This is a genomic window from Xenorhabdus sp. NBAII XenSa04 (assembly GCF_963866145.1).
Taxonomy (GTDB): domain Bacteria; phylum Pseudomonadota; class Gammaproteobacteria; order Enterobacterales; family Enterobacteriaceae; genus Xenorhabdus; species Xenorhabdus indica.
The window spans coordinates 1-6031 of record NZ_CAWMEB010000141.1 but is presented as its reverse complement, the minus strand read 5'-3'; the positions used below and the strand labels follow the sequence as shown (position 1 = coordinate 6031).

Annotated in this window: 2 protein-coding genes and 1 pseudogene; all 3 read right to left on the bottom strand. The window is 40.1% G+C overall.

From position 1 onward, the window contains the following. The coding region (locus AAC147_RS06710; protein WP_047686052.1) for an SDR family oxidoreductase at nucleotides 1-344 on the bottom strand (344 nt) is incomplete at its 3' end. 183 nt (nucleotides 345-527) lie between these two features. Beyond that, a pseudogene (locus AAC147_RS06705) lies at nucleotides 528-623 on the bottom strand (IS6 family transposase); the annotation flags it as partial. A 100-nt stretch (nucleotides 624-723) separates the two neighbouring features. Then, nucleotides 724-4632 (bottom strand): Dyp-type peroxidase, encoded by a 3909-nt coding sequence (locus AAC147_RS06700; RefSeq protein ID WP_047686050.1) that lies wholly within the window; start codon nucleotides 4630-4632, stop codon nucleotides 724-726. Nucleotides 4633-6031: the final 1399 nt, after the last annotated feature.

Genomic DNA, 6031 nt, shown 5'->3' with positions numbered 1-6031 from the left:
GCGCTAATACCATTCATCATTCCTTTCACATTAACATTTAACATTTGTTCCCATTCGTTAGGATCTTGTAATTCCATGCTTCCTAATAGCATTACTCCCGCATTATTAATTAGAGCATCAACAGGACCAAACTTTTGTTCTGCTTGTTCTATTGCTTTGGCAAATGATTTTTTATCTGTAACGTCAACTGCTAGACATAATGTATTTGGCAAATTTAGGCTTTCCATTCGTTCTATTCGTCGAGCAATTAAAAGTAGTGGATAGCCATATGAAGAAAGCAATTTTGCTGTCGCTTGACCTATTCCTGAACTTGCTCCAGTTATTACGACTAGTGGCTTTTTCATTGATACATCCTCATTAAATAAATTCATATCAAAATGATATTTATTTTAAAGCTAAAGCTTTTTATAAAAAATAGTCTATTTCTTTCACTTAGATAAAAAATTATAGATAAGGATCAGCTTTTGGTCTTTATCAAAGTGTCCGAGAGCACAATACGTAACACGGGTACATATCAACAAATCAGCGGAACGGTGAACGGAAATGCCGCGTTCAGCCAACATATCACTGACGTTGGCACAGTTCATGAGTGTTGAACTATGCCAACGTAAACTCCAGAAGATCTAGATCGGACTTTGATGCTGCAGATTGAGTGATAGCTTCAATAGATAAATTAGCTAATTTTTCATCGCCAAGCTATTTTTTGCAACAAATCTTTAAAAATCAATGCGAGGTTTCTTCTGCTTCCTGTATCGATAAAGGGCGCCTTTGATGTTGTTCTTGTGTATCGGGGAAGACACTGGTAAAGAAATTTGTCCATCCTCCCATTCTCACCCGAAGAAGATCATACATTTCCGGATGGTTCCGCGCCTTAGCAAAAGTCTCTGGATTAGCAACGGTCACTGTCAGGATATTGGAGGATTCACCGTGTGCAAAATGTTCAAGGACTTTTACCAACTCTTCATGCTGGAAGTCTTCCATAATATTGAAGTCTGTTGGCGCACCGTTTGTCATAGATTGTGATCCCCTTCCCGCAAAGCCCGCGAGAGATTTACTGAAAGACGCAGACTGATGATCAATTGGTAGGTCTGCGGGGCTGGGTGCAGCACTCATATCGGATGCGACAGTCGTTCCCAATCTGCGTCCATCTGCGCTGGCACCATTCCAAGACCCCATCGCAACATGATTTTCGAATGTACCTACTCCAGGCTGGATTTGAATACCAAAGGGGGCTTCCGTTGTTCCAAACCGTTTCGCGAGTGCTCTCAGTTGCTCACGAGTTTGGGGCAGTGGTTTTGTGAACGTTTCAACAGAGAGCTGTGCTATTTTTTTAATGATCAAATCACCCAACGCATCGACATCATTGTGTCCTCTTCCATAACGTGGCAGAGAGAGTGCGACATTTCTCAAACGTTTGAAACGATCTGATCTGGAGGCAATACGTGCGTTGCCTACAAGGTTACTGATAAAAGGCTCAGTCATTTTATAGCCCCAGTCACAGGCGAGGCATTCAAATAATTCCGGCAAGGTTGTGACCGCATCCTTGGGATCAAAGACCATTTTCTTGATAGCGTAAAGCGAATTGATTGTTGTACTGAGTGCGATATAACACGGGCCGTAAATATTGTAGCGAGCGCCACCGCTGTAAAAATCTAGGCCTCTACTTACACAATCGTTAACAAGAACCGACAAAAGCGGAGCAGGACAGTAGGCTGTATTAGCTCCAAAGGAATGCAACTGTCCCTGAATGGCTCTCCTATTCAGTATGTCAAAGTGCCAGAAGTAGAGATCTAGCAGTTCTTCAAAGCTAATAATTTCACTTACTGGTTTGGATGTAAGCGATACCACTTGCCCTGTCAGGTAAGTCTCCCCTGCCGATGAATAGGTTCGCCCTTTGTTAAGAGCACACTCCAGAGGCTGCAAAGTGGAAAATCCGCCGAGCGAGAACCAATTTTCTCCGGCAAACTGAGGTTCATAGCAGCCATCACAGGCGTAATTTCGTGCAGTCTTCAACTCTACTGTTGACCGCCAAGTACCATTGCATTCAGCTTCAAAATTTTCGCCACCAACGTTATTTCCACTGTCTTTCAATCCATCAATCAGTAATTCATCATTCAAGAATAAAGGGTGTGCACCTCCTGACAGCAGTGCAGTCGCAGCTTCTTCCAATAGTTCTCGTGGCATATCCTTGCGGGTTCTTAAGGAAAGACAGGGAGCATTAAGCGGTAATCTTGCGGACGAGCGAATAAACAATGTTGTTAGTTCATTATATGCAGGTTTGCTGTTTGCTTCATTGTCAGCGACTGTACCACCGACCGTAATTTGTTGTATCCATTGCCCTAGGGATGCGCCCTGAGGATAGGGTCCAGAGCTTCCACCCATTGCTAAATTACCGAACGGTTGATGGTCTTCCATGAAAATACGATTTTGTTGTACTTTTTCATCAAGCTTGATGTAAAACGCATCGAGTATTTCCTGCGCCTGATCTGAATTGATGCTGTCCTGTTCATAAAATGGCAGGAGAATCTGATCTAAGCGCCCCAGTGAAATCGGTTCTCCTGTTAAATGTAGACAGGCATGGAAACAAAAAAGCAGCTGAACTGCTTCAATGAACGATTCCGGTTTATCTGACGATATTTTTCGCAACCTAAATGCGATGCCGTCTAGATTTTCTTTTTCCCAAAGCTGATCATCTGACAACCTATTCACAGATTTCTCGACCAAATCGGCATAACGCAATATATATTCCTGAACACCGAGCAAGCTTAGGATTGTCGATTGATAAAACTCTTCTTTCCCCTTATCGCCGATATTTGTTTTCAGTTCTTCGATTTCTGAGATCAAGGAGCCTATGCCTTGTTTTAATAGCTTTCCATAATCTGGAATTACATGCCCGACACCGGAAGCTTCACTCAAATTATCTAGGAAACCGTCCATGCGTTCCTCATTACTCAGGTAGCGCATCACATAGCGGCCTTCGCCGAGTGAGAGATTGGGCATCGCTCCCACAATAATTTCTTCCGGGTCGATTCTGAAAGTATCTGACCCATTGATAACCTTATGATCGGCTGTAAGATCCTGACCGGCGTAGGGCATCATCTCGCCGTCAGGTAACAGGATTTTTCGACCGCGAAATCCGTAGGTTTCCGAGGTAAATAAATGCAAGCTTAACCGTGTAGACCACCCTTTTCGTATCATGACCGATTCGCTCATGATATCCTGCGGCTTGTCATCACCCTTATAGTCCATAATAAACTCTTCGAGTGACTTTTCAATTTCCTGTTGTTTGCGATCGATATACCAGTTGTCTTGCCACCGAGAAAACGTATTTTCCAACAAACTCAGGATGCGGGGAGACGGAGGTGAGAGCTTGGGATCACTTTGACCAGCACCTGTTGACATTTCATACAGGTAATTCTGGTGGTTATAAAACATCAATCCGTTTTTTGAACGTACTTTGAAATGACGGGCAAGACGAGACCAGTCTACACCGGGAAAACGGGACCAATCGTTTTTGTTTAGACAGCTAAAGTCATTAGTGTATCTTTTCTGTTTATCTAACCCTAGATCTTTCACTGATGGGATATAAAAAAAGCCGCCCAGGTTGGATTTTATATTGTTGAACAGGCGGTCGTTCATGTAACCCATTACCGCTCCCACCTGATTGTTCATGATATTTTCTAGGATAGCTGCTGACTTTGCGAAACCTGCGAAATAAATACCACGCTCATCTGATACAGTAGTCCCGTCAGCAACATGATGTGTATGTACTGGGTGGGTTGCCCTGCCATACGGCAAACCTAGTCTCAACACTGGTGTCGTGTTTCCGTCTTCGTCTTGGAGTCGAGCGGATTTGATGTGTGACCGTGAGTCTCGGTTCGGGATAATCGTATCGCCAGTTTTACGACCGATGAGATCTTCAATCTGATCTTCCGACATTGCCTTGATTTGGTCCCAATTGATGACAAAGCGCTGAGCTATGACATAAGATGACCCTACGTGAGCCAAATCTTCCGCTCCCGTGATGATATGCTTACTGATGCTGATTGGATCCGACGGATTATTCAAATTTTCGCTGAAACGGCAACCGAGGACTTTCCCATTCTTACCGTCTTCTAGATCGGACTTTGACGCTGCAGGCTGAGCGACGGCTTCCTTGATTCTTTTTCCTAGTCCAGTTTTTATGAGTTCCCCGACAATATGGCAAGCTGCGGGATCATCGCTCTTTAAATGGAACCAGAGATCGGCAGCTGAGTCTTGGAAAGAACCTGCCGAGCGGTGAAATACAGAAGATGTATCTGGATTATCGTCTTCGGGAAAATTGAGTTTCATGCCTTTGGGGACGGGTAATTTTTCATCCTTGCAAATACGCTTCCAAAGCGCAAAGCTTACGCCGAGAATTGCACTGGTATTACGGGATGATAACTCTTCCTGATCATGTATTGCCTTTCGTATATCTGCCATGAGTTGCGCCAGTTCAACGCGCGAGATCACAGAGTCTTTCAGCCACACAGTCAGAAACAAGGCATGCGGTGCAGGATACACCAGACCTCGCTGGACAAAGGGCCAGATTTTCTGTGCGCGTTCGCCTGGAGAAAGCCGGTTTAAGGTACAATCAAGACTAAAATGCATGTTATCGCCTCTTTTTAGTTATTGTCAGAAATAGGTAAAGCATGGGATTCTGTCGCAGGAGTGACACATGAAAAATTATTAAATGCATGGAATAACTGGTATTGATTTATCAATCCCGAATATTTATGTTTTAACGTGCATAAAAATATCCGATTTTTTCTATATAAAATATTTTTTAGAGCAAGACACATTCATGCGTTATCCCTGATATTTATCGCTTTTAAGTATACGTCTGACATCTCTCCAATTAACGGAGGAATATCAGATGTATTGATTTGCAATCAACAATTTGAAATGGTATTAATTTGCTTATTTTTATAAAAATATAAAACGTACTTGAATTCACATATTAAGTGCAACAGCTTTATAAACTAAGTGAATGGTTTTCTGTGCCTTTAAATAATTCAACCAATGCAATCAATTTTTATTGGTTTATTTAATATGTTTGCCAAAAAATCATCTCTGGCTATGAGACTTCATTAATATCAATTCTTTTTAGAAATTACTCTTTGATTAATCCATTCTTATTTTTATTTTTTTTCCAATCGGACGCCTAGTTAAAAGATTAGCTCCTTTTTCTTGCCAAAATTTGACATAACGAGTTATGTCAAAAATATTTTAAATAACTTCGTTCTGTACAGTTACAGCGTTTCTATTTTTTTAATAAATTAGTTTTAAAAACTCAGTTAGTATCTTAAATTAATATTTGACTTTTTTGTAATAATCAAACATAGCAATCATAATTTATAAATGATGATTTTCATAAAAGTCAAAATTTAATTAAGAAGCAACAATAGATTCTAATTAAAAATATTTACTGAACGTTAAGTGTTTTTTGAAAAATCACCAAAATAAAAACATTTTCCTAATGATATTATTGTGTTATTACGTGTCAAGGTTATTTTGATATATGATAATTTAAATTATATGTTTTCAATATAAATAAATCAGCACATGAAATATTCATTTCAAAATTATTAATGCATTTATAAATAACAATGAGACTATATGAATAAAAATTATTAAAATCTAATGAAAAATAGTTATCATCTTGATAGTTAATTTTTATTACTACCGTCATTTTTTATATGAAAACTGTTTCTAATATCAGAAATGCAAAGCAGTAATAATTACACTACCGCTAATACGATAAATAATAAGAGAATTAGCGTTAACTTCAGATTCTCGCTCATCGCCGACCGCCGACCGTCAAATTTAATCGTGCCCTGCCGTAGGATAGCCTTAGGTCAAGTCGCAGATAATACAAATCATGACTATTTTGATTCTCTTTCATATGTCATATTAACGTGTAAATTTAAAGCCTTTTATTTGGAGTGATCTGGACATAGGTTACCGATGTAATTCAACCATCAGTACCCAACACACAATGGGGCATAAA

What these genes read in the sequence shown, in the direction of transcription:
- AAC147_RS06700 (WP_047686050.1), bottom strand. Translation starts at nt 4,632, where the DNA reads ATGCATTTTAGTCTTGATTGTACCTTAAACCGGCTTTCTCCAGGCGAA.